At 43.1% G+C, this 25,695-nt stretch carries 18 protein-coding genes and 1 pseudogene; 6 read left to right on the top strand and 13 right to left on the bottom strand.

Annotation, left to right across the window (positions count from 1 at the left end):
• Positions 1-169: 169 nt before the first annotated feature.
• Positions 170-2,302 (top strand): FUSC family membrane protein, encoded by a 2,133-nt coding sequence (locus tag L4C34_RS09900; protein ID WP_428789185.1) that lies wholly within the window; start codon positions 170-172, stop codon positions 2,300-2,302.
• Between the two features lie 117 nt (positions 2,303-2,419).
• Here L4C34_RS09900 and L4C34_RS09895 read toward each other — a convergent pair whose 3' ends face one another.
• Complete coding sequence (locus L4C34_RS09895) at positions 2,420-2,713, bottom strand: DUF6559 family protein (protein WP_428789184.1); 294 nt, start codon at positions 2,711-2,713, stop codon at positions 2,420-2,422.
• A 107-nt stretch (positions 2,714-2,820) separates the two neighbouring features.
• On the opposite strand from L4C34_RS09895, the gene L4C34_RS09890 reads away from it, so the two are divergent.
• The gene (locus L4C34_RS09890) at positions 2,821-3,405 is read left to right on the top strand and encodes a thiamine phosphate synthase (protein ID WP_428789183.1); all 585 of its coding nucleotides are present in this window, start codon (positions 2,821-2,823) and stop codon (positions 3,403-3,405) included.
• 500 nt (positions 3,406-3,905) lie between these two features.
• Positions 3,906-4,538 carry a hypothetical protein gene (locus tag L4C34_RS09885; RefSeq protein WP_428789182.1) on the top strand — a complete coding sequence of 211 codons (633 nt, stop codon included), beginning with the start codon at positions 3,906-3,908 and terminating at the stop codon, positions 4,536-4,538.
• Positions 4,539-4,801: 263 nt separating this feature from the next.
• Here L4C34_RS09885 and L4C34_RS09880 read toward each other — a convergent pair.
• From L4C34_RS09880 to L4C34_RS09870, 3 genes and pseudogenes are all read right to left on the bottom strand, one after another.
• A pseudogene (locus tag L4C34_RS09880) lies at positions 4,802-5,017 on the bottom strand (IS1 family transposase); the annotation flags it as partial.
• A 152-nt stretch (positions 5,018-5,169) separates the two neighbouring features.
• Positions 5,170-5,940 carry a thioredoxin domain-containing protein gene (locus L4C34_RS09875; RefSeq protein WP_428789181.1) on the bottom strand — a complete coding sequence of 257 codons (771 nt, stop codon included), beginning with the start codon at positions 5,938-5,940 and terminating at the stop codon, positions 5,170-5,172.
• Between the two features lie 218 nt (positions 5,941-6,158).
• Positions 6,159-7,337: a YbfB/YjiJ family MFS transporter gene (locus L4C34_RS09870; protein WP_428789180.1), complete on the bottom strand. Its 1,179-nt coding sequence runs from the start codon at positions 7,335-7,337 to the stop codon at positions 6,159-6,161.
• 102 nt (positions 7,338-7,439) lie between these two features.
• Here L4C34_RS09870 and L4C34_RS09865 point away from each other — a divergent pair, with 102 nt between their 5' ends.
• Positions 7,440-8,288 (top strand): LysR family transcriptional regulator, encoded by an 849-nt coding sequence (locus L4C34_RS09865; protein ID WP_428789179.1) that lies wholly within the window; start codon positions 7,440-7,442, stop codon positions 8,286-8,288.
• A gap of 68 nt (positions 8,289-8,356) precedes the next feature.
• On the opposite strand, the gene L4C34_RS09860 is transcribed toward L4C34_RS09865, so the two are convergent.
• From L4C34_RS09860 to L4C34_RS09850, 3 genes are all read right to left on the bottom strand, one after another.
• The gene (locus tag L4C34_RS09860; protein WP_428789178.1) at positions 8,357-9,196 is read right to left on the bottom strand and encodes a substrate-binding periplasmic protein; all 840 of its coding nucleotides are present in this window, start codon (positions 9,194-9,196) and stop codon (positions 8,357-8,359) included.
• A 270-nt stretch (positions 9,197-9,466) separates the two neighbouring features.
• Entirely contained in the window at positions 9,467-10,456 is a 990-nt protein-coding gene (locus tag L4C34_RS09855; RefSeq protein ID WP_428789177.1) for an ABC transporter substrate-binding protein, read from the bottom strand.
• Between the two features lie 247 nt (positions 10,457-10,703).
• Positions 10,704-11,288 carry a hypothetical protein gene (locus tag L4C34_RS09850; RefSeq protein WP_428789176.1) on the bottom strand — a complete coding sequence of 195 codons (585 nt, stop codon included), beginning with the start codon at positions 11,286-11,288 and terminating at the stop codon, positions 10,704-10,706.
• A 278-nt stretch (positions 11,289-11,566) separates the two neighbouring features.
• Between L4C34_RS09850 and L4C34_RS09845 the strand changes: the two genes are divergently transcribed.
• A complete protein-coding gene (locus tag L4C34_RS09845) occupies positions 11,567-12,466 on the top strand; it encodes a LysR family transcriptional regulator (RefSeq protein ID WP_428789175.1) in 900 nt (299 codons plus the stop codon).
• A 135-nt stretch (positions 12,467-12,601) separates the two neighbouring features.
• Complete coding sequence (locus tag L4C34_RS09840) at positions 12,602-12,832, top strand: glutaredoxin family protein (RefSeq protein ID WP_428789174.1); 231 nt, start codon at positions 12,602-12,604, stop codon at positions 12,830-12,832.
• 199 nt (positions 12,833-13,031) lie between these two features.
• Here the strand turns inward: L4C34_RS09840 and L4C34_RS09835 are convergent, their stop codons facing one another.
• From L4C34_RS09835 to L4C34_RS09810, 6 genes are all read right to left on the bottom strand, one after another.
• Positions 13,032-14,414 carry an NCS2 family permease gene (locus L4C34_RS09835; RefSeq protein WP_428789173.1) on the bottom strand — a complete coding sequence of 461 codons (1,383 nt, stop codon included), beginning with the start codon at positions 14,412-14,414 and terminating at the stop codon, positions 13,032-13,034.
• Between the two features lie 419 nt (positions 14,415-14,833).
• Positions 14,834-19,654 (bottom strand): OmpA family protein, encoded by a 4,821-nt coding sequence (locus L4C34_RS09830; RefSeq protein ID WP_428789172.1) that lies wholly within the window; start codon positions 19,652-19,654, stop codon positions 14,834-14,836.
• Positions 19,651-20,715 (bottom strand): TolB-like translocation protein, encoded by a 1,065-nt coding sequence (locus tag L4C34_RS09825; RefSeq protein WP_428789171.1) that lies wholly within the window; start codon positions 20,713-20,715, stop codon positions 19,651-19,653. Before L4C34_RS09825 ends, L4C34_RS09830 begins: the two co-directional genes overlap by 4 nt.
• 3 nt (positions 20,716-20,718) lie before the next feature.
• A complete protein-coding gene (locus L4C34_RS09820) occupies positions 20,719-22,155 on the bottom strand; it encodes a hypothetical protein (protein ID WP_428789170.1) in 1,437 nt (478 codons plus the stop codon).
• Between the two features lie 234 nt (positions 22,156-22,389).
• Positions 22,390-24,009, bottom strand: coding sequence for an ATP-binding protein (locus L4C34_RS09815; RefSeq protein WP_428789169.1), 1,620 nt, complete (start codon positions 24,007-24,009; stop codon positions 22,390-22,392).
• Positions 24,010-24,030: 21 nt separating this feature from the next.
• On the bottom strand, positions 24,031-25,662 hold the full coding sequence (locus L4C34_RS09810; RefSeq protein ID WP_428789168.1) for a methyl-accepting chemotaxis protein: 1,632 nt from the start codon (positions 25,660-25,662) through the stop codon (positions 24,031-24,033).
• Positions 25,663-25,695 lie beyond the last annotated feature (33 nt).

Here is a 25,695-nt window from a genome sequence, read left to right as displayed (position 1 = left end):
TTTATTCCTATGGCTTGCTAAACCTCGTCATCCCTTACCTAGCAAACATTGAATCTGAAACGCAGCAGAGCCTTATGACACAACGGCTCTACTTCAACATACCAAGGAAGAAACTTTCCTCGGCGACATATTTCTAGTGACTTTCAAGTAAATACAGGACCGCGAAAACATGGCGTATGCAGCACCCACCAGCCAAGAAAATTGGCTATTTCAACTACTCCATAGATCTAAACTGCTCAACAAACCTAACTTGAACTACGGGGCTAAATCTGGCCTTTCGCTGCTATTCTTACTATTTGGTAGTTTTGCCATCGGCCAAAGTACGCTAGGAGTTATTGCTGCCGTTGGCATGTTTGCCACTTTAATTAGCGGTGCTGACGATCCAAAACCAAAATTTTGGCAAGCTGGCCTGATTCATTGCTGCTGGTTCTTTTTAGCGCCATTTTTGCTGCTGTTTGCCACCGAAATACACATACCCTTTATTGTTTCCGTCGCCATATTAACCTTTATTTTAGCCATGTTTGCCGCGTTTAGTCCTCTTAGCGCCAGACTTGGAGCGGCGACTATCCTGTTAGTGGTGCTAACACCCCCAAATAATGTGCACTCTTCCCTTTGGGTAACGCCTACTCTTTATTTAATCGGTGCCAGCGTCCATCTTGTCATTTGCCGAGTTTGGCAATCCATTTGGCCATATAAGCCACTACGAGAAAGCTTATCGAGTTACTACACCACGCTTTCTCGCTACACCAAATTAAAGAATCAACTAATTGCGGCTGCACCTTTTGATAGTCAACCATTGCTGCCACTACAGCACGCTCTGACTAGCCAAATGATCGCCACCGAGCAATTAGTGACAGGCTTACAAAATCACTACGACAGTGAAGCTACACAACTAAAACAAATGTTTTTTGTCGCCAAAGAAGTGCATGAGTTAATCAACTCAACCACCCATTCGCCTCAGCAATTGTTTCCTGTACTACGTAGCGAAAAAGTCCAGCCTACGTTTGACGCGCTGATGAATACGCTTTCTGAGCAGTTTCTAGCCTTCAGCCATGCTATTCTGAACCATCGTCACCCTTCCCAAGCCGATTTAAAACAAGTGATATCCGAGTTTCATCAACAATTAGATGACGCGGTAGAGGCTAGCGAAGAAGACGTTGACCAAGAACTTCTCGACATTACAAAAGAGCATTTTGACAATATTGCCCGCAGGGTCGAAACCTTAAAGCCTACATACCAGCATGATTTTGTGGATACGAGACAAAGCAGGAGCTGGATAGAAAAACTAAAAACCAATGCTCGCTGGGATTCAACCGTGCTGCGCCACGCCATTAGATTTGCTGTCTGTATGGTGATTGGCTACCAGATTGGACTGTTCTTCAAATTGTCTAATGATTACTGGATTTTGATGACGATTTCTATCGTGATGCAAAGTGACTATGTGTCTACTCAAGCAAAAGCACAAAGTCGGATGATCGGCACTGTCATTGGCTTAGTATTAACCTATATCGTTTTATCTTTTAACCCAACGACTTGGGTAATGTTACTCATCATCAGCTTAGTCGTCCCTGCCCTTTTCACTCAGTTAAAGACCAATTACTCCGTGGCCGTGATTGGTATCACTTTGTTTGTGTTGCTGCAATTTCAGATATTGGCTCATACTGGCCAAGAAAGCATCTTACCTAGACTATGGGACACGATCCTTGCTTGCGCCGTCGCAATCATAGGTAACTTAGTTCTATGGCCGCAATGGAGCTCCAAGCGATTACGAACGCAAATGAGTGACAGCTTACTTAGCTTAGAATCACTGATGAACAAGTTACTCGCAAGCTATCATGAAGGCGTAAGTTGCGACGACCAGCAAATTGATCGCAAACGCACCGTCGCTATTCAAGCGCAAAGTGAGTTACTTAACCGATATCAGCAAGCTCTGCGAGAGCCTCTTCACAAACAGTTGTATCTAGACCAAGTGAAAGATCTCAGCCAAACCATTCACATCATCATGAATCAAATGGCGTGTTTGTCTATTTTGGCAAAACAGGGAATCAATTTACCTAATGACAAGCTAAAAGAATTCGAGCAAGCCACGTCCGTTGCCTTCCAAAGCTGTCATCAACTGCTCGATTGGCAAACGCTATCATGGCCGGAAACACTTCTTACCCCAACTGCGGGTGATCTGTCTGCTTTTAATAGCACTAAGCAACGCCAAGTCGGACACCATATCCAAGTAGTCATTGACCTTCTGGGGCACATCTACAGTCAAGTCGACGGAATCAATCAAGGATTGAAAGACAAACGATAACCTCCGCTGACTTCCGAAGATTAAGCTATCAAAGTTTTTATCGACCAACAAGTTCGCCACTAAAGATTAAGTTTCTCAAATATTTAGCTCTGAAATATTAAGTTCTCAAGGATTAAGCTACCAAGGATGGTGGCGGAACTTGGAGCGCTTATTCTTGCCTTTTGGGGCCAAATAACGCTGTAACCCTAACTGACGCTGTTGGCTGCTTCTAGCGTTATCAGCACAGAAAATAGCGTAAGCAAGTTCGTGGTATTTATCTGGGATTTTGGCTCGGTCACAAGCGTAATTGACATCATCGTAGCTATAGATATCTTTTTCGCCATTAAGTTGTAGCCAAGGAATCAACTTGGTCGCGATCTGTTGAGTTTTGCGCTCCAGCCACCAGCGAGCTAACACCTCTTTTGTTAACACTCTCTCATTCTTCCTTTTACCTCGTTATCTTCTGAGCAATAAAGCCTTGTATTGTCAGTGAAATACATGTCAACATAGCCATATTAGAACTCATTCCCATCAGTATAATGAATAATAAAAACCAGCTCGATAATCTGAACCTCTATTTAATCACCCCAGATTACACTGGCGATTTGCCAAGCTATCTTATGGCATTAGAAAACAGCTTGCGACAAGGCGTTAAACTTGTCCAGCTTCGCTCGAAGAATCTACCTGTCGATGAATATATGACACTCGCGCATCAGGTTATTGATTTGGTGCATAGACACGATGCAAAAGTGCTACTTAGCACCTCGTTAGAATTGCTAAAGGAAACCGCTGCTGATGGTATTCATATGCCCAGTGCCTACGCGGAAACATTCTCATGTAGACCGACAACTGAAAGCACTATTATTTCCGTATCCTGCCACAATCAAGAACAGCTGGATATCGCCAATACGATTACTGCGGATCTCGCTATCATTTGCCCAATATTTAAAACGCCAAGTAGCCCGCGTGGCATCCCTATGGGGTGGCAGACGTTTGCAACCTTAGCCAAGCAAACATCGGCGAAAGTATATGCCTTAGGTGGTATGGAATTAGAACATTATACGCACGCACTCAGCCAAGGCGCCTATGGCATTGCCGCCAAGAGGGCATTTTGGAACTTATGAGCAAGTCATTCACTTCAATTTAAGTGAAAACCTAATTGTTAAGTGAAAGTCTCATTGAGCTATGGTTTGTAATCTGAGATTCGTTTCTGACACCATCCATATACGTGGTCGTGACGCTAATTGGTTGAAAATGTAAAGCTCGTACCCTTCACGGTAGGATTAGTCTGAGAACAAAAACGACATTTCACTTCAACAGTCGTCTTTATTCAATCCATGTAAAAGAGAAAGGTTATAAACTAACTCACTAGCTTGGAGTCACGACCGGATATTGAGCGCTTCAACAAAGCCGTGTCTAACTCATTGGGTCCACTTTATTCTACTACAATAAAGGTACTCAACTGATTGATTATGGGTTGCATGCATTGAGATCTAACTATACAGCACCTTTACTACTAATTTTGGCGCTTTGTTTTCCTCTTATATCTAGTGCGAACAATCGACCAGATACTCTAACATTGACCTTTTTTTTACCCAAAGAGGAAGCAAGGACTCAATGGTATGTGCTTATCTTTAATGAAGCACTTGGTCGCATGGGAATTAAGTTAGATATGGTTATTCTTCCTCTTAAGCGCTCTAGCGTTTACGTGAATGCAGGGAAATTTGATGGTGAGATAAGCCGAGTATATTCATATAATGAGACATACGGAAATTTGGTGCGGGTGGAAGAACATTTATCGAAATTGATATTTGTGGCGTACTCACGAGACAAGGACTTGAAGTTTTCTAGTTGGGAGGACTTCAAAGGACTGGACCTAAAAGTAGGTTATATACGTGGAAGTAAGAAAGCGAGAACGCAGTTAAGGAGAATGGTATCTGAAAGTCGACTCTTTGAGGCAAACACCATAGGCCAGGCGTTAGGAATGCTTAAATCTGGAAAAAGAATTGACGTATTTGTTGATGTGTTAGGTGGAATAAAGCAAGAGTTGAGAGGGAACAAAGAGCTTTCTAAATATTCGTCGCATATCTACCTTTCTGGGGTGATGGAAGAAGTGACGGCGCATGCCTTTTTATACAAAAAGTATGGCTACCTTGGATCGGAGTTATCCGGACATCTAAAAGCGATGAAAAAAGAAGGATTGTTTGAACAATACCGCACTAGCGTTGGCTTACACCCTGATGACTTACACTGGTGAAAAATGTAGTAGAGCGAACTTTTGGAACATGATCCGAACCAGAAGTTTTGGACATTGAGTCCACTAAACTCGATGTCCCAACCTAAAGCGTCCAATGTCGATTAGTAAAGTGTCCGATCCTATTAGACCAGTACAATATGCGAGATTGCGGCAGAATGCCCTGATTGTGTGGCTTCTATGACATGACGGAACATAGCCACCTCGTCCTCGAATGTTACTTCCGATTCAAATCTCCAGCCGTCTGGACCATGACAAGCATAATGCACTTTATAAAGTTTCATTAATTCTGAACTATTCATTGCCATATCGACGATTTTCTCTTTGATGCCGGGCTTCCAAGCTTCATACACATAATCGAGTTGGAAGGTGCGTTTACAGTCGAGACAACGGAAACGCTGATGCCCAGTGGAGCCTGTTCCGTGCCTCTTCACTGGCTCGGTTTGTTCACAAAACCGGCAAGCTACTTCAATGGTGGCCATGGTTATTCCCCAAACATGAGATTGTACCATATATCAATAGGTTGGAGTTACGACCCACTATTGGCTACAGCCAACAATAGAAACGGCCAGACAGCATTGCCGCTGTCTGGCCGTTTCTATTTAGCGGTAAATTCAACCTTGAGTCGTGAGGTTTATGACCAACCGTGTTCAAATAATTTTTCTAACGGTACCACTCGCTTCATATCGGCGACCCATTTCTCTAAGCCCGCTTTCTCAATCATATTGTGGACGATTTTACAGTCGCCGTGCAGATACCCTGCCAAAAAGCCATAGAGCGACAAATCGACATGTCCAGGTGCGTCGCCTGCGTGAAATTGGCCGCGCATCGAAGATTTAAAGTCACGAGCAACTCTCACCTCATCCCCTTCTCGATGCCCTAAACCCGTTGTTTTAATATTATGATGCGCTTGCTTGCGCTCCATACTTTTAAGTTTAGGGCCGACCAACCATTTTAAAAACTTAGGCGCACCTAAGGTTGCTACCGCCAAGCGCGCCCAATCATCAGACGTGCAGTGCAATTTAAACGTAGTATCAAGTTCAAATACAATTCGTTCTTCCCACTCTTCATCGAACTCTAGGCCCAATACAGGAAGTAAATGTCTCAAAATAACCCCAGAATCGTTTACTTGGCGACCTGCTACATCAATGTTGGGCACTTTACGATAGTCTGTATTTGGGCGAATGCCTTGTGGTTTGGCTTTTAGGTGCTGCATATGCGTATACGGCAAATCGGCGTATACCAAAATACTGCGCAGTTTGGTCGTAGCATGAGAAAATGCTGGGCCATGTACCACAATGTCAGTTAAGTCTGCCGTCGAGTTCCAGTTAAGAGCGGGGACTGGATTAACGCCTTCTGGGTTAGAGCCATCCGGTAACATTTTCTGCGTTGTTGTCATAGTCATAATATATACTCCTGCGGTTATCTTTGGGGCTGAACCTCAACCCATAAAACGCAGTATATATAGATTTTCATCGTGGATAATCGGGGTAAACGAGAACACACTGTTGGCGATGGCCCACAATAAAAACGCTTATGACCTCACATTTCTTCTACAGCAAATTCTCCCTTCGCCCCCTCTATTTATAGGGGACGTTTTAAGAGTCGATACGACGATATACGTCACGCATGAACTGCGGAGGATGGTTTCTCAAGAGACTTTAATTTAATCATGCTCAACGTTCCCGCTATCATGATCGCTCCCGCAAAATATAACCCATCAAGATAACTAAGATGATGCGCCACCATGATAGCGATACCGATGGGGGCAATGATCTGAGCGAACGCATAACTGATCGTCATTTTTGCCATCATTTTCGCTGGATTACTCGGATAATATTGGCCAGACATCGTCATCACTAGATTGACGATGGCAATAAATGTATTGCCAAACAAGACGGCACTGACGAGCAACACAGCGATATTTGTACTGAGCGTCGGTAATAAAACCCCAAGCGTTTGCAATAAACACGCGAGTATCAGAGCATTGAGACGCCCCATTTTCATCGAAATTTTATCCCATATGGGTGCGAACATTGCAGCTAACCCAAGTAGAATAAAGACCGCATTGCCTTCATTACTGCTGCCAAGCGCTGAATTGACAATAGCGACAATAAATGTCGCGCTCACGACGTATCCAACACCAGCACAGAAATAACCTAATTTCATATATCGTAAGAACTTAGCAGATGGAGAGCTGTCGACTTGGCCATCGTTGACTTTGAATTGCTGAGATGCAGGCCTTGGTAACCAAGCCAAAGCGGGGATTAGCAGCAGAACGCTCAATGCGCCATAGACATACCAAAGCTGTTTCCAATCTAAAATTTGATAGGTCAGAGAAGGAAGAGAAGCGGCGACAACGATCCCCAATCCGATACCACAAAAGTGAAAGCCAAGTTGCGCATTTTTTTTATTGCTAATGAGCCAATTGAGTATCAGCCCTGAGCTCATCAAAACCCCTGCGGCGCTGCTCAGGCCAGATAGTAACCTCAAGCCAGACCACAACCATACATTACTCGTCAGGCCCATTGAAAAGGTGGTGACCACAGCCAACACCATCCCGATACAATAGCAGGTATGCTTTACTCGAATATCTCGGATGGAAGCAGTTAGTAATACGCCCAGAAAATAGCCAATGTAATTAATGCTAGCTAGCAATGCCCCCATGCTTTGACTGAGTCCCGTTTGCTGCTGCATAATTGAAAGCATAGGGGTGTAGGCGAACCGAGCAATCCCAACACTGAGGACTAGACTCGATATCCCAGCAACGAGCACTTTCGTTTTGTTTATCTTTGCCAACATAAAAATCTTCTACATTAAAGTTTGAACACAAATATAATCAATTTGTTAATTCAATAAAAATGATTTATTTTGATTAAAACCATCTTAATTTGAGATATCAGAGTGGATCTTCAATCGCTACGTACTTTTGATGCCGTTGTAAAGGAAGGCGGGATTTCATCCGCTGCCAGAATGCTGAATACTGTTCAATCTAACGTCACAATGCGGATTCAGCGTCTAGAGTCGGAACTTGGCGTGCCACTTTTTCATCGTAAAGGTAGACGTCTAGTGCTCACGGTAGCGGGTAGAACGTTGCAAGGATATGCGCAAAAAATGCTGAAACTTGAACAACAAACCGCATCTGCGCTTCGCCACGTTGGCCGCTCAAGCGGTGAACTGCGTATTGGCTCAATTGAAACATTCGCCGCCACAGACCTGCCTTGTTTATTAAAAGACTGCGTTGATTCTCACCCCGGAATATCTCTTCAAATACACACTTCTACCACTGCCCACCTCGTGAGCCGTTTAATTGATCATGAATTGGATGTCGTATTTGTGAGTGGCCCAGTCGCACACGACGAGTTGGTCACTGAAGCGAGCCTAAATGATCTCTTGGTGTTGGTTCACCAAAAAGACCTAGACGTTAACGCGCTTCCACTTATTTTGTTCCGAGACGGGTGCTCCTACCGAGCTCAAGCCCTTGCATGGCGACGTGCAAATGGAGATACAGAATTGAAAGTCATGGAGTTAGGATCTTTAGATGGCATTCTCGGGTGTGTCGCGATTGGCCTCGGCTGTACCTTGATGCCTGAACGAATACTCAAAGCATCACAATATAGTGACCAACTAACCATCACGCCTTTGCCCATCGAATATGCTCAAACTAAAGTCCAATTGCTTCGGCATAGAGATACCACACGTTTCCCTTCCATCATAACGTTGCAAGAAATGATGACATCCCTGAGATCCTAACATTTTGATATATAGCGTAACCTCAGAGCACTTTCACACTATAGACAAGGCGCAGAAAATATACTTAATCACTCTTGGGATTTGTTTTTATTTGCTCTATTTTTATGATACTTAATTTTATCTTTCAGGTTGATGTCTTTCATGTAATCAGAAATGGTACTTGAAAATGGCTGATTGTATTTATAAAAGTTTGCAGATTCCTTCGCAAAGATAATATAGCCAGCCACCGTATCTTCGACTGTCAATACCTTCCTAAAGTCTGTCGGGTTTAACCCTACCCCCTTGATATAGACATCAAAACCAGAATCTCTGCTGAAAAACAAATCGGTCCGGCCTAACAATATCTTGTTAAACAGCTGGTCGTGTTTGCTTACCGGATGAACTTGCTGTTTTGGTAGAGAAGCTATGAACGTATCGGCTTTTGTCCCATGACTATCCCCTATAATTTTTGCCACGGAATAGCCGGTCAATTCGTTTAGGCTATCAACCTTGGGGATTGAATCATTATTTGCCGAGGTGTACGCCGCAATTTTAGATGAGTCGGTAAAGGATGGAGTATTGATGTAAGAAAATATCTTTTCCCTCGCACTCGTTTTATACCCTCCAACTATCATATCAACGTCACCTGTTTCAACTTGGCGTTGGCAACGCTTCCAACTAAGATCAGGCACCATAATTAATTCAACATCATGTTCTTGCTCAATCCTTGTCAGTTCTTCGATTAAAATGCCGTCATACACTCCGTTTATCGGATACACCCAAGGACTCCATTTATAAATGGTGCACCAAGTCAGCGTCTCTTTCGCTTGCGTAGACGAACTGCTCAACGTAACCAATAACAGAGTTAGTAACGGCCACAGCTTAACGATTCGCGTTTTAACGCCTTGTCGGCCCCATAGAACGGACATACTTATCTTCTCAACCAAATTCTGTTTTAAGTATAGAGCCCCTCTTCCTCACTTTTCCATAATCGATACCGCTCTCATATCAGAGAGAAGCCCCCTGAGCATTTAATACTCAGAGGGCTTCTTGTATCTATGTAGTTTGTTTTGTGGACTAGTTTGTCTGTGAAATAGCGTGTCTTATGAACTGGCTTGGCTTGTGAGCCGCTTGTCTTGTGAAGCAATTGTCTTGTGAACCAACTTCTTGCGAACCGATTGCCTAGTATACGTCGAAGGTTACAGTGCCGCGTCGACTTTATCCGCTACCGCTTGCGGAACCCATTGGTGCCATATTTGCGGATACTGAGTCAAAAAGTAGTACATGGCATCATTACCGTCAGCTTGATTTTCTTCCATCCAAGCCAGCAAATGGTTTAAGTCTTTGTTAGTAAAGCTGCGCTTCGAAAAATACTGATAAGCTTCGGGAGCTTTATCTGCGAGTTTTTCTGTCGTGATGGTGTATACGGGGCCGGGAGGATACATCGTCACTTTTGGGTTCAAACAATCGGCTTGCGTGGTGCAATTTATGAACTCTTTCTCGTCAATGCCACTGCCAAAATCAACCTTAACCATGGAGTATTTTCCCAAAATAGGCGTGGGGGCCCAGTAGTAACCGATCCAAGGCTTATGTCGCTCATAGGCCTTGGCGAGCGACCCTGATAAACCTGCGGCAGAGCCCGGATCTACGATTGAAAAACCCGCATTTTTCAACTTCAGTGCTTTAAATAAGTTCTCAGTCGTTATCTGGCAAGCCCAACCCGCGGGACATCCGTAGATTGCAAATGAGTCTGGATCTTCTGGGTTCTTAAACAAATTCGCATGCTTTTTCACCCCTTCTATCGTGGCAAGATCTGGGTACTGTTCAACTAGGTATTTCGGAACCCAAAACCCCTCCTCACCGCCATCAGAGAGCACCTTACCCGCGATTCTCAAACGTTTCTCTTTAACACCTTCTTCTAGCGCATCTTTCAAACTGTTGGTCCACAGTTCAGGCGCAACATCCGGCTGGCCCTTCTCAATCATAGAGGCACTGGTGGGGTTAGAATCACCCGGTACCAACTCGGCATCACAACCGTAACCGTTTTTGAGAATGAACTGATCCACATTGGCAATGAGGCTCGCGGAGCTCCAATTCATATCGGCAATTGTGATGGTGCCGCATTCTTTTGCACTAGCCAAACTAGGCAGAACGAGTGCTAACAGGCATAAGGGGATGGCGAGTTTCATGTTTAGAGTCCCTTTTATATACAATAATTTAAGTGTATGAGTTTCAGTTTGATGTGTACACAATGATTATGTGATGGGAGCAGTATCTCAGCACAAATCCCCTCAACGTTTCTAAGTTTCTAAGTTTCTAAGTTTCTAAGTTTCTAAGTTTCTAAGTTTCTAAGTTTCTAAATTTCTAAATTGCAAAATTTCACAGTACTTATCTACCGTGAAACTTTGAGTTACCCATAGCTCGCTCTCATTATCATCAGGCTGCGGCAAAGCCCAACAATTGAAATACTCCATCAATCACAATGGCTACGTAAGGGAAAGTAAGCCCGACCAATCCAGACACAATGATAATGTAAATCCACGCTCCGCCTATTGGTGATTGCGATACGCTCATCGCAGCTTGGTTTTCTCCACGTTGGAAGTACACCCTTACCGAAGGAGTCAACATCAAATATAGCGCCCATATTTCTACAAATAAGTTACCGTATAACCAAATTTCCATCATCGCGCTCGGTGTATACGGGCCAAATAGTGATGTGGTTGGCGGATAGTTAGCTCCAGTCACAATACCTACAACGAAATCGGTCACACCCCACCATAGCCACGCTAAGCCAATCGCGTAAGTAATTACTTTCGGGCGAGTCGCAAGAAGGTAGACGACGAACGGAGCACACAGCCCGACTAAAGCGTCTTGACCTAGAGGGATAACCCAAGCCGAAGCCATCAAACTGCCCCCGAACGCATCGGTCTCACCCAAAAATATCAATCCTAATACTCGGTAGGTCATCCACGAGGAGATCACTAGGATAGCTGTTAACCCAGCCGGTCGTGTTTGATTCATTTGTCTTTCCTTCTTCTCAACACCTTATACAAGATGCTTAGCTGGAGATTACTGGTGCACCGTAAAGTTACTCACTCCTGATTTCAGATAATAACTACGGCAGTACCACTTCTTACTTCTATTTTTTCCAATTTATTTCTATCGTGAGATTGGCGATTAAATGCAATTGTGCGGTTAATGCCATTCCCAACTGACGTAACTATATAATGTTTTTTTTCTTTGATAATCGGGGTAAACGAGAACATACTGTTGGGTATATCCAACAATAAGGATCCTTGATGGATTTGAATTTAATTCAAATATTTGCCTTGGTGGCGGAGAACCAAAGTTTTACCAAAGCTGCAGAAAAGTTAAATATGGATAAATCGACCACCAGCAGCAAGGTCACCCAGTTAGAAACAAACCTCGGCGTACGTTTGTTAAACCGGACCACTCGCTCTGTCACCCTGACCGAAGCGGGAGAAGGCTTCCTACAATATTGCAATCAGATCATGGATACGGCTAAAGAAGCGCAGCAATACACCATGACCCTTAGAGACGAAGCCACGGGAACGTTGCGAGTATCAGCGCCCAATACTTTATCTCGCCTGTTCATCAGTGAACTCCTTCAGCCATTTATGGATGATAATCCTCATGTTGTTGTCGATTTTGTGTTGGGTTACACCAGTGTTGATATGGTACGCGATCAAATCGACGTGGCGCTAAGGATTGATGTAGGAAGCGCGGGATTAAAAGATTCAAGTCTCATTGCACGCAGGCTAACCCGTATGAAATTGGGCTTGTTTGCATCGCCTTCTTATTTAGATCAAAAAGGCAAGATTGAATCGAAAGAACAGTTAATAAATTCAGACATCATCGAATTCTCCCGTGGCCAATCATTCGAGTTCATGCGCGAACTCCTAGAAGATCCTGCGGAACAAGCAAAGTTGCAAAGCCGGATTAAAATCAACGATATCTATTGCGTTAAAGAAGCGGCTATTTCGGGATTAGGAATTGCGATACTCCCTTTGCTCACTGCAAAATATGAAGTAAGTGCAGGGGAGTTGATTCCCGTTTTACCTGATATCAAGCTGCCGACCATCGACTTGTATGTGGTGTACCCCAACAAACGCTGGATGCCAGCCAAACTAAAGATATTCCTAGAGCACCTGTCCGAACTCGATATTGATAGCCAATAAACGCTCAGCGAGTGAGCTTATTACTAGAATCCAGCCCAAGCCTTTCTCACCATAGCGCTAAGCTCAAGAATTTGTCCTATTGGCTATAAATTCGTTATAATCCCCCACCTCAGAGTCAATGAAATGGTAACCGTGATGACAAGACTAGTCCTATACGTAAAAGATAAGTGTGCTCATTGCAAAGATGCTCAGCGCTATTTAGATGAAAAAGGCTATCAGTACCGCTTAACCAACGCAAAGATGCAACGAGGACGTAAAGAACTGGATGCGATTGGCGCACGTTCATTACCGGTCTTGAAAATTGGTGATCGCTACATGATTGGATGGGATCCTAAGGGATTCGAACGCATGTATAAAGGTAACTGATTCTAAACCCCTTTCGCCCCTCTTCTCACAATGCTGGAAACACTTTTCCTTCGAGGAATACTGCGAAGCATTGAAAATGGCTTAAGATCATAAAAAGCTCCTTGCTTACGCAAAGGAGCTTTTTTCTATGTGACGCTATATTAGCTAAGCAACTGACTCAGCTAAACCATTAAGCTATTAAGCCAATTTGCTAAAGCAGTTAGATCGCCCAACCGCCAGCGTAGAAGCCCACTAAGATAGCAGCAATCACGACCGTTCCGACATTGAGCTTTTTCCAATCCCCTGAAATCACTCGGCCAATCACTAACCCAGCAAAACCTAGCATAATACCTGTCACGATATTACTCGTCAGCACGATAAATACCGCGCACAAGAGGCCAGATAGCGCATCTACTGAATCATCCATGTCCAACTTAGTCACGTTGCTTAACATGAGCAATCCAACATACATTAAGGCAGGCGCAGTGGCGTAGCTCGGCACCAAATAACTCAGCGGAGCGAGGAACAACATACCTAAGAAAAGAGCGCCAACGACAGTTGCCGTTAAGCCTGTTTTACCGCCCGCTGCCGTTCCAGCCGCTGATTCAATATACACAGCAGCAGGTGCGCCGCCCACAAAGCCAGCCAGAATACTGGTAACAGAATCAGACGTTAACGCCTTACCACCATCAATAATTTGATTATTTTTATCCAGCAAGTTTGCTTGGCCAGCAACCGCACGGATGGTGCCCGTCGCGTCAAAGATAGCCGTCATAACCAACGCCAATACACTTGGAATCACCACTGGAGAAAGCGCGCCCATAATATCCAATTTACCTAGCAGTGAATCATTACCACTACCAAACGAAGGCATCGCAAACAAACCCTTGTAGACAACTTTAGGATCGAAAATCAAGCCAAAGATAGAAATCGCGACGATGACTAATAGAATACCGCCCGGCACTTTGCGTTTTTCAAGGCCAATGATCGCCGCCAACCCCACGATAGACATAATTACAGGAAGCGACATGAAATCACCCAACGCAACAGGCAGACCTGCTTCTGGATTTTTCACGACCAACCCAACGCCATTCGCAGCGATAAGCAGCAAGAACAAGCCAATGCCGATCCCAGTACCATGCGCCACACCATAAGGTAAGTTAGTTAAGATCCACTGACGAATGCCCGTAACCGTGATAATAGTGAACACCACACCCATTAGGAATACAGCGCCAAGGGCAACAGGAACACTAACGCCCTGCCCTAATACCAAGCTAAACGCGGTGAAAGCCGTCAAAGAAATCGCGCAGCCAATAGCCATTGGTAATTTTGCCCAAAGCCCCATCAACAAAGAACCAAATGCCGCGACTAAACACGTAGCAATAAATACCGCGCCTTGATTAAAGCCTGCCGCACCAAGCATATTTGGCACAACAATCACCGAATATACCATCGCTAAGAAGGTCGTTAAGCCTGCAACTACTTCTTGTTTAACGCTACTACCACGCTGAGAGATCTTAAAGTACTTGTCCAAGCCACCGCCCTGCTGGCTACCCGAAAGGGTTGAAGCCTGATTAGAGTCAAACGAGTGATTTTTCGACATTGTTATTGTTTCCTTGAAAACTATCAGTGTTGTGAATTGCACCACCGCTCACTCACGTATTTAAAACAGTTCATAACCAACATGAGTGGGTTAGTGATGTAGCACACGCGATAAACGACAATTTTTAATCGATTAATATTCAACAATGCCAAACACGTCGGCACCAGAACTGAATAAATAGACATATTTTGAAGGCTGAAAGAATACAGCAAACGATTGCGTCAATGCTAGGAAAAGTTCTCTCTTGTCATATTTTTTTGATTTTTTGCGTAAATATTCAACGAGAAGTATGCAATAAATAGAGCATTACTAATGTGTTCGACTGAAAAACAAGCTGAAATTGGAGAGGATAATAAGGGAAAAAGATAGAAACAGAACCTCAGAGGTCGAAAGTCGAACTCTGAGGTTCTGTTGTAGGATTATACTTGCAATAACTCTACTGAAGGAGCTTGAGTGGATGTTTTGTCATCTTCTATCCATTTTTTCAGCCAAGCGCTTTTTTGTTTGGCATCCAATGTACTCCAATAATGATAAGCAGATAGATTCTTAGCCTCAGATTCATTGATGTCACGGCACCAAGGCATTGTTAGACTGTCAAACGCTCCAGAAGGTGGCAAAGAAAGTGCCAATTCTGGTACAGGGAACGTTGAATTTACGTTTGATTGGCTTAGCTGAGAGATTGACAAGTCCATCCCTTTTATATGACCATTACTATCTATTATATCTCCAAATGGACGTAAGCCTTGAACAGGACTACCATTCGGTGCCATGTAGGACAAATCACACTTCATTACATAGATATGCTTCTCAGAACTATGCTTCAATACGCTGTTATAATCCGCACTTTTCTGCTCTATCTCCCTGACTGCTGCTCCTATAAAGTCTGATAGGCCATACTTCGACAGTTGAGTACCATCGCTTTCTTCATGAGCGAGCGTATAAGAAGGAGACATAGACATACCATTGTATCCTGAGCTCGACTCGCTATAAGTCTCAGACTTTGTCAGAGCTAAAGCTCCACCATAATACATATCGGTGTGACTAATAACCCCGTCCTCGCAAAATTGAAACGTTACCGGACAACAATCACCGTCCATCGCCATGGCGGCATAATCATCTCTTGCGGTTTCATCTCCGAGCACCGCGATATACACAGAAAAATCCTGCTCTTCTTGCCAAGAAAAGTGGTCGGTTAGAGCCTGAATTGACCACTCTGAAGCCATCTTAAACTCATCACCTATTTTAAGCCCGGCTACTGAGAACATATTTCCAGACAAGATACTTGGCGTATTATCTTTCCTTTCAGATGCTTGGCTCATTACAAAATCTTCCACCAAAAAATCAGAATCATTTAGGTGCGTTCGATATAGATACTGGCCGGAGTAACTATGAGTTTCAGTCGTTTTATCAAACACGCCGTAGCTTATCAGTCGATCTTCAATTGAAACCCAATTTTTGATATGTTTTTCTAAGCGTTGACCAACCTTTATTGGTGAATAAGGGTAGCGTACAGATAAAGGTACACTGCCTAGTCTCATTTCATAGATCATTGACTGCTGGAAGTTACTGACTACCCAATACTCAAATTTACTTTCCCCATATATTACAGCCGCTATTTCATCCAGCCAACTCGCCGAGCAAAGAGGCTTCAGGCCATGCATCTGATAGCTACCAAAGCAGAAAGTAGGTTCAAATTCCATTCCACTAAGAATATCGGTCGCCCCACCTTTTCCTTGACCATCGAAATAAGATTTTATATACCCGTCTGGATCGGTAAAGTGGTCTTGGGAGACGTGCGTAAACATCACTTTAAACGTTGGTCCATAAGTGTCGAATACCGCACCAGTGGCAAGATAAGACAGGTCATGCACAAATACGGACTTGCAATTTTTGGTCGCTTTTTCGGTTAAAACCACCTGAATTTTAACTCTGTCTTGCGGCCCTAAACGTCCCCGCCAAGGAACATATAAAGATAAGCTATGCTCCATCCATTTGTCGTATGTTAGCCACTGATCAGTTTCTGTATCAAACACCAGCAATCGACAAAATCCAATATCATTATCTGATATTTTTTTCGGAGTGAAATCAAAATCGCGGCAAAATTGTTCCAACGCATTATTTACCACAGATGGTGTACCACCTGTGTCTTGATCTTTCGGTTTATCTAGGTAGAGCGCACTTTGAACCGGAAAACCAGTACAAAATGCCCCAGAAACTTTGTCGGAAAAATCAAAACTCACTCCCCTACTGGCCATATAAGCCAAACTGCCAGCCGTTTGCTTATATCTATTAACCCAGTTTACTGCCAACGTATTCCCTTCATAAAACGTCAAATCCCAATTGTCACTCATTAAGTATCGTTGGATAAAATCGTTTACATGATAAGCTTCAACCAAATCCCCAAGCGTTTGAAACAATTTCTTTTCACTTGAAATAATCGCAAGTAGCTCAATGAGGGAATTAAGAGCATAAGCCCTTAATAAAAACCGCTTCATCAACTCTTTTTTATTTGATGAACTCTTTAAATAGTTTGCGAGTTGATCTGGCTCAATCGTCTCAGTTTGAATTGGCTGGTTGACATTCTTATATTTTTTTAAAATTTCTCTATTAATCTTCGCTAATGTATGAATACCATCTTTGCTTGTAAGTTGTTGCTTAAATGCATGATATACACCACCGCCCAGTGTGGAGTCATACAGTTCTGCCGCGGTATCCAATATTGCCAGATCCGATTCTGCAATTAGATACCATGCCGCATACGGTGCTAGCGGCGTGAATAAAGCAACACTCACCAATGCTTGGCAAAGCTCTTTAATAAGCTCTGTTTCATGCTCCTCCGCCGCAACCAAATGCGCTTGCCACAAAAGGTGTAATTTTTCTAACTTTGCTGATCCTGTTCTGCTTGGCGGTAAACTTAGAGAAAACTCTGGAATCAATAGCCGAATAACCACTCGGCGATCAACCGCTATATCTGCTGAATCCGAACGATCGTGGGTATCATGATAATTAGACTCCTTCCCACGTAGCAGTTGACTTTTCCCGAAATATTTAACGTTCAATCTTTGGGATAGTTCTTCTTGTTCCGCTTCATTCCCAACGTTACCGTCTGGGTCAAGTATGAGATTTTTGATATGTTCCGCGCGTGCTTTGGATACTTTAATATTGGCTTCTTCTGTCCCAATAACCCCCGCGTGCCCTTCAATGACTACTTGATAGTAAGGGTGATCTTCCAGTAGTTTTTTCAGATTTTCACATATTTCACGGCAGTCACTATTTAGCGGCTGCACTTCATTTTCTAAATGTGCCGAGTTAAACTGGAAATTTAACTGTATTGCGATTCCTCTTTGATCGACCGCAATATGTGCATCTTGACCAAGTTGATCCTGCAACAACTTAGCTTTATTCTTCCACTTGTCTTTATCATCGTATTTGTTTACAAACACAATTTCCTCAAGATAACTGGCTACCAAGACTTCCAGCTGAGCAAACACATTATCGGCACTATCTACCTCTTTTTGCTGTGCTTTATACTCTCCATGCGCCTCTTTAATGCTAAGATAAGTCTCCATGGCAGGTAAGCCTCGCTCAAGTAGTGCACCGCTTTCCCAAGAACTAGAGATATGACCAAATGCTCGCTCCAATGACACCTCTGTCGCTTCATTGGCATCACGTCCAATTGTGTACATACGTTTTAGATAACTATCATCCATCACGTAGTGGCGAAACACCAACTTAGAACTTTGCGCCCATGTTATGTTTCTTCGGGCGAGTATCTTAGCTTTATTATAAGTCGCAAGCGCCTCTTGTCGCACCGCAAGCGCTGGTGCAATTGCCATCCCCTTCATAATGAAATCAGGAACATACGCCTTATCAGTGGCATCCCATAATGCGGCACCAATAGTTTTAGCGATATCGCCGGCAGAACCTCCACATTGAAGTTGATTCGACAAAGCTTTTTGCTTTAGTGAGCCATAGGCCGAGTTCACAGTATCCACCAAAGAAAATACCGCGAGCCCCGGTTCACCTTTCACTTGCTTAGTCAACCCTTGGGTCACAAAGTCGCTATAAGCTGGCAAGCGCGACGGGAATTGCTGAATAATGAGCTCTTCCAATGTCAGCATATCGCCACACACACAAGCCATTTTCCCCACACCCGGACTGTCTTGAAACACTAGTTTTTCATGCAGTTCATAAGTATATAAGTTTTGTGGCTGTTCACCTGAATTTTTAGCGACGTAAGCCTTTTCAACATGGGCCTGTTTCACACTTTCGGGCAGCTTTAACCCATCTTGCTGATGAAATTGTTCGTATTCCTTTTCCCAGAACTGGACGCGTACAAGGTAAAAGCCATCACCGACTTGTGTGGGATCAAAGCTGAAAAATGCGCTAGGCAAACCCTCTATATGGGCACCGTCATCCATAAGCTTTTTATGAGTCCCGACGACAATTGTCGCCAACACTTCTTCCCCAGAATCATGAGTTCCTCCAGGAGAAACGTCCTGAAGAGGACGTACTAATGAAACCTCCGAACCAGCGTACAGTGGATCGCTAAATACCACTAAACAGGCATGCATCCTCGGCAGCATAAAACCCTTAATTGGTTTATCTGGCATTTTCAGCTTATTTTCACGCCACTCGTTATAAGCTATTTGTTCCGTATCCAGCTGCTCACCAGCGAGTGCTTGATATGCAGGCGCCAACTGTGACGGAAGAACCTGAGTCATCACAAACTGTGCGCCACTAAGGCTAGGTTCGACAGTGGTAGCAAAATCTCTCAAGTTGTCGGCCAACGTTTCTACATCTGCCGCGCCTCCATTTTCTCCACCATCCCCAATCATTTGCGCCAACAAGTTAAGCGGTGGAAAACTAAGCTCATAATTAACGCCCGGTTGAATCGTCTCCACTCGGCTAGAGTGATGTAACACCATAGGATCAGCAGAACTCGGGCTTTGCCCTTGCTTTTTAACCAGCCGCTCATCACTTGGCTGGGCTAAACCAAGCTCCATTAATTTGCCTTCTATGTTGGTACCCCAAAGATATTTATCTTTAGCGCCACTTAAAGCATTGACCATTACGGGTGTAAACGGAATTGGACGTACTTTGCCTACTAACTGTTTTTCTAGAGTTAAATCGTTTTGTTGATTCCAGAGATCAAATGATTTGTTACCGCCTGAGTCTTCAGTAGCATGGAACTGTGCACCCAAAAGATAAAACTCATTATCATATACTCGCCCCATCATTTCGCCCCTTTAAACCACATCCCGTTATTCGAAAAAGCATTATATAAACTGATAGGTGCAAGTGTCCTATTGTGCCCCAATGGTCGCCATGACCAAGCTTGCATAGTTTTATAGTCGCGAACTTCCATTACTGTTGCGTGAAGGTTCGCGTCACCAAAGCGGCCATTTACGCCCAGAATATAGGGCATTTCTTTGCGAACTATCGTTACTTTTCCAATTTTATTATCGACGAAGAATGTATATTTTTTTGACCGAGCCCATGCATATTGTCCTTTGGGAGAAATAGAACGATACTCTGCCGCAGTTGTTTCAGTAGGCAGCCCTAAACCTCTGGCCCAAGAAATAACCTTTTCTTGCTGTCCACTCTTTTCATCTGTCTGGTTTAGCGCAAAATCTGCAACAACAATTCTCTTTCCATTATATATAATCCCCGTATCTGAAATACGAAAATCCACCTTAGTCTTCTTATGAGTTTTCACATCCCACTTGTAAACATCATGAACACTAGTTCGGTAATATAAGTAGCTGCTATCTTCTGCCCATAAAAATCCAATCGGACCACTATTTGCCAAATGATACGTTTTCTTAGTTTTAAGGTCGTAAACTGCCTTACCCGTGCCCCAATACCCATACGCTAAATAGCGATTATTCGGAGAGCGCGCCATTTTTCCGGCCCCTTCTGTATCTATATTGGCATTATCGGTAACCAGCCTTAGATCGGTACCATCCGTTTTCATACTCCATACCTTGGCGCGTCCTTCATATTTTGTGTAATGAGGGTCATCAGAAGCTAAATTTGCCCAAAAAAACTCCACCCTGGGCAAATCATATGAGCTGGCATCATTGAGATCTTCTCTCGGCCATTCTTTGGCACGATAAACGTAATACACCGGAAACTCTCGCACCTGCCCAGTGAACGCCCAGCCTTTGGCCGTACCTCCTTTGCTTTTCTCCATCATGTAATAATTATGCTTGCTTACATAAGTGCGGCCGTCATCTTTTTTGGGCCCGCAACCAACCAGCATTAATACCGCCGTCGCGACGGTTAGAAACTTTTTCATGATTTATCCTAATAATTCTGAAACGGGAATGGCGTCTTCCAGCACAATATAATGTTGCGTACCTGTACCAAGATCGCTGTGAGCCGCACGCACTAACTGAACTTTATCGATTTCTGGTGGTGGAGAGGCAAAGTTCAGCAATAAGTAACCTTCTTCATCTTTGGGTGCGGTGCGCAAATACGCCTTAGAAATCCAACCTTTGTCTTGATTACGGATCGCGAAAAAGTCATCGCTCTGGTCGACATTCGGCTCCCAAAGGTAACGTATTTGTGGCCTTCCTGCCCCAGTAAGCTTGCAAGCTGCTATGTTGCATTTAGCTAAAGAGTTCAATTGCGCTGCGCCTTTCGTTTTCTGATCGGTAGGTTTTAACGCGCAGATAACTTCTCCAGATTCAGAAAAGCTGTGTGCGGAACTATAAGAAGCAAGCTCTGATAATTTAATGGCGTGGCTGGCTGGGTCACTTTCCAGATCAGAGACTTGATCAAGCGTGAGTGGTTTCACGCTGTAATGGAGATACAGTTCTTGCTGGGTCTGACCTTTGATTTTATAAGGCACCCAAACATGTGGCATTGGCATCCCTTGCGCGATACGCTCCTCACCCGCGCCCGCTTTTGCTGGGCTCGGCTTAGTGGCGACAGTCATAGGCTCGAGATCAAGCTCAGGAAAAACTACGTCGACTTCTTCTTCTGTGAAGCCAAACACTCGGCTAGTTTGGTTGTGCGGCAGTGTGCCAGTAAACACTTTCACACCGTTTTGTCTGAGCTCGAACGATTCGCCTCCCACATAGCCATCTGTAACCAGCGTATTACCATCAACGTCGACATGGCGAGTCTGCTTAGTGGCTGCTGGATCTTTCCCTCGGTAATACCTAAGGTCAATATCTGAAAACTGTTGACGATGATCAACTTCCAGCTCGCGCCACACTTTATTGTTCCAAACGATATAAATGTAGCCTTGTTCTAACATCGCTTGCTGTCCATTATTCTCGACCACTGGCAATATCGGCACCAGAACATTGTCCCACTCATCCATGTCGGTTTTTTTCGAGACAGGCTGCAGTTGTTCCGCCAATTTAAACAACATTGGCATCGGCTGATCTGTACATACTACACGCAGATATAAGTTTCTCGGCTCGCCTTCTAAATCTTCAAATTTAGCCAAGCTGCGGTGCTGCACGTCAAAATCATGTTTAGGAGAAACGTGCTTTTCATGCTGCTTTTTCGTCTTACTGAGCATCAAGTTAGCCGCGGCTTTCGGCCACTGCCCGGCAAACTCAACCACAATTTTGCTATCAGGAATAGGTTCAACGGGCACTTTTGCCACAGTTCGCACTAAAGGCACATCTTCCTGAATCGGTGTATACCCTGCCTGTATCGGTCCATCTACTGGTTCAAATTCCCAATCCATAATCACTAAACAAGTATGTAAAAGATGGTACATATTCTACCTAACCTTGCAACGATAAATTAGTGCCAAAACACACTAATCACTAGGCAAAACGCAGGTTTTACTAGGCAAAATAACTATTGAACAACATTGCTCGATTTATCGGATTTAGACACTGAAGATGAACACCAACAAGATCGATGAGGGAGGGAAATATACCTGAAACGACGGGGAGAGAATTAGATGGATCGAAACCTAAACATAGCAAGAAGCAATCAAGCGATTCCGTTATGAACCGACCCAGACGCAGCTATCTTTGTAGGTGACTGGTAGGTCTATCGCAAAGTAAACGCCTTGGTCTACGTCGTATTTACACCCAACAGTGCCGCCTAGTTTTTGCACTACTAAGTTGTAGAGAATATGGAGCCCGAGACCCAGGCAACCTGACGACCTTTCAGATGTAGTGAATGGGTCAAATACCTTGCCACGAACGTCGCTAGGAATCCCTTTGCCATTGTCAGTGTAAACTATTGAGATACATTTTGTGCTATAGCGTACCTTAACGGAAATATCACATCCCAGATCGTTACACATACCATGGCGAAAAGTGTTACTAATAAGGATATTAATCATTTGGTAAACAATTGATTGGTAGGTATTCACGAATAATTTTTCATCACCTAATACCTGATATTTTGATTTCGTGCTAACAAACTCCGTACTCCTAGACTGAAATATCTCGTCTATATAGTTTTTTAAGTAAAATCCACTTATTTCAAAATTTCTATTGGCTACCGAAGCCATTTTGAACTTATCGACTAAAGCAGATGCTCTATCCAAATTAGACTGAATAATCGATTTCATATCTGACATATCGTTCACTGATTCCGATATTTTTTTCAAGTCAGTTGTTGAACGTACTTCATCTAACCACAAATCGAAACTTGATACACCGGTAATCGCAACACCCAGTGGTGTGTTTATTTCATGTGCAATACCCGATATCATTTGTCCTAGGGAAGCCATTTTTTCCGCTTCTACCAGTTCTTTTTGCGTCAATTTCAGACTACTTAGTGTCGTAACAAGCTCACTGTTGCTGGCATTTAGCTCGTGTGTTCTCAGCTCAACCTCTTTCTCCAATTCTTCCTTTTTACTTCTATATATATTTAGAACTTTAATCCCATCCAAAATTATAATCCAGAGCGCGACTACATAGGCAAACATTCGTAAAAAGTGCCATCCCCACCATGATATATCCCATAGGCCAGACAATTCGAACATGATTGCGGCGGAACCAAATAACACACAATGTAGACAGAACAATAAATCGTTGATTTCTTTTTTCAAACGATACTGATGTATCAACTTGATTGCGGATGCAAATAATGCAATCCCGCCAATGGAATTAAGGCTAGAGGCAAACAATGAAAACTCGCCTTGAACCACCATAGATGGCACTAGGTTTGGGAAAAGTAAACTGAATGTAGACACCAATACAGAAATAGCTAATGATAAGTACAACCAACGTAATGATTTAAAAAATGTCCACTTTTCAGATACATAAACTGAGAGAAAGAATATCCCACCAACAAAGACAGCCATACTATGAAGAAACACAAACACTTGCCCAGTTGGTATTGCCGCATGAAACGCATCAAACACCCCCATCGAGACAAACCCAGCAGCGATGGGGATATTATAACTAGTGCCTATCTTCGCTTTTTCAAAAAACACTAATATTAAAGCCATAACCAAGGCAATGACTGATCCTGCCATTTCTACAGACGAATGCACCTCATAAGAAACCCATACGAAGTCTTGCAGATAAAAGCTGCCCGCGGCTAAAAAAGCCAAATGAAACAAAAGGCTAACGGTTATCACCAAAAAAATTATAGTTCTAATATTCATAATACTAACAACCTGAGATATTTAGACCTTAAATGTCGATATCACTTCGCCCATTTCCCCAGTAAGACTTGATAGACTTTCACTTTCTTTAGATATATCTTCTCCTTGAGTTGTACTTTCATTCATAAGATCTAACATAATTGTCATATTGTTATGTATTCCTGCAACAACCGATGTTTGCTCTTCAGCAGCACTCGCTATCGATCCGTTCATCGCTGATATTTTTACGACCGATGCAACGATTTGGTCTAAATTAGTATTGGCATCTTCAGCCCTCTCAAGACAATCACTTCCCTTCAATTGTATCGTTTTCATCGTCGATACTGTGCTCGTCGTAATTTCTTGAAGTTGTTGTATGATTACTTCAATTTCTTCGGTAGAGTCTTGGGTGCGTTTCGCTAATGTCCGAACCTCATCGGCAACAACGGCAAAACCTCGCCCCTGCTCCCCCGCTCTTGCAGCTTCAATCGCAGCATTTAAAGCCAATAAATTCGTTTGCCCAGCGATTGATTTGATCACCTCCATGACCATACCAATGTCTTTACTATGATTCTCTAACTTCTCAGTTTGTTCAACCGATTGCTGAATATCCACCGTAAGCTCACGAATAACCGAAACGGTATCCTTTATTATTTCGTTTCCTTGATCCGCTTTGGTTTTCGTATCATGTGCCGTGCTATCGGCTTCCGAAGTGCTATTAGCAATTTCACTAGAAGCCGAAGACAATTCACTAATCGCATTAGAAACCTGACTTATCTCTTCCTTTTGTTTCATCGACGAGCTATTAATATTGTTACTTATTTGAGACATCGTTATTGATGTGCTATTAGTTTTTTCAGACACTTGGAATATGGAGCTAATGAGTCGATTGAAATTACCAACCGTATCATTTAATAACTTCGATACAGTTCCAATCTCATCCATGCGAGTAACTGTAATACTTTTGGTCAAGTTACCTTCTGAGAATTCCTTCAATACCGACAAAATCTTATCTATCTCTTTGGTAAAGCTCCTAACATTCGATAAGCCAATTAGGATAGAAGATATAATAGCCAGCACCATGAAGGTTATGATAGAAATACGTGCATCTTCAACGCTAGTCACCGCTACCTCAGTATTGGATTTCAAGCTATCTTCTAAAAGGTTGATATAGGACATAAGGTTTGTTTGAACTTTGGAAAACTGAGATATACCTTCATTCAACATCAACTCTTGCGCATCATCCTTCATATAACTATTACTTTGTTCAAGTGATTGATTGGCAAGTTCTACGAAAGAGGACCAATCAGCTTTCACCTGGTTAATCTTATCTTTTTGGTTAACTAAAGATGAGAGGTTCAGCGCTAAGTTTATTCTCTCTTCAACATCCTTTGAACGAGCTAATAAGCTTTTTTCAATTTCGCCCATCAATTCCTCATCAGAGGTACTGATATGAGTGATAACATCGGTACGAAAATCATCCATTTCTATCCTTAATCTATATAAGTTAGAAGATTCAGGGACTTTCTCCGTAGCAATATTTAAAGCCAACATAGAAATATCACCAAGCTTTACAATACTGAAAACACCAATGACAATCAATATTATCAATATAACAAAAAATGACATTGCAAGTTTGACTTTAAATGAAAGCTGACTCATTAAATAATTCATTACTCTATTGCACCTTTATAAAATATCTATAAG

The sequence above is a fragment of the Vibrio profundum genome, assembly GCF_050337555.1.
GTDB lineage: Bacteria > Pseudomonadota > Gammaproteobacteria > Enterobacterales > Vibrionaceae > Vibrio > Vibrio profundum.
Note: the sequence above shows the minus strand (reverse complement) of the source record. Positions and strands in the feature narration are given on the sequence as shown.